1 pseudogene is annotated in these 836 nt (G+C 74.6%); it reads right to left on the reverse strand.

Going from position 1 to position 836, the window contains the following annotated elements:
• Window positions 1-836, reverse strand: a pseudogene (locus LI94_RS24125) (hypothetical protein); the annotation flags it as partial.

The raw sequence follows: 836 nt of genomic DNA on the forward strand, positions 1-836 counted from the left end.
ACCGGCGATGCCGCCCGGGACGCCGAGCACCCCGGTGTCGCCCATGTTGCCGCCGTTGCCGCCGTTGCCGCCGGCTAGACCGGCACCCGTGGAGTGACCGCCGTTACCGCCGTTACCGCCGTTACCGCCGCCCACGCCAAGTGCGCCGTCATTGCCGACTGTGCCGGTGCTACCGCCGGCGGCACCGCCTTGACCCGCGGCGCCGGAGTCGAACGCCCCATTGCCGCCGTTACCGCCGTCATGGCCCTGGCCGTTGGCGTCGACGCCGCCGTCACCGCCGTCACCGGCGTTGCCGTTGGTGCCGCCGTTGCCGCCGTCACCGCCGTCACCGTCGACACCGGCCGCGTCGGTACGAGCACCACCGGAACCACCGTTACCGCCGGCGCCGCCCCGGCCGCCGTTGCCACCGTCACCACCGTCGCCGGTACCGCCGTCGGCACCCCGACCGCCGTTACCGCCGCTGCCGCCGTCGCCGGCGTTGCCACCGGTACCACCGACAAAGCCGGTTCCGCCGGCACCACCATCGCCGCCGGCGCCACCATTGCTGCCGCTTTGACCGTCCGCACCGGAGTTGGCACCGGCAAGACCGGTGTAGCCGGCGCCACCCTGACCGCCGGCACCACCGTCGCCACCGTCACCGTCGACGGCACGACTGCCGTCGGTGTTCAGACCGCCCTGGCCGCCGTTACCACCGGCGCCACCGGCGCCGCCAGCCGTGCCGTCGATGTTCGGTGCGGTGCCCGCGTTACCCGCGGCGCCGTCCTTACCGTCGCCACCATTACCGCCGACACCGGCCGTGCCATCCGCGGCGCGCCCGCCACCGACCTCAAGGCCAC

The sequence above is a fragment of the Mycobacterium sp. UM_Kg27 genome (assembly GCF_000972905.1).
In the GTDB taxonomy this organism is placed as follows: Bacteria; Actinomycetota; Actinomycetes; order Mycobacteriales; family Mycobacteriaceae; genus Mycobacterium.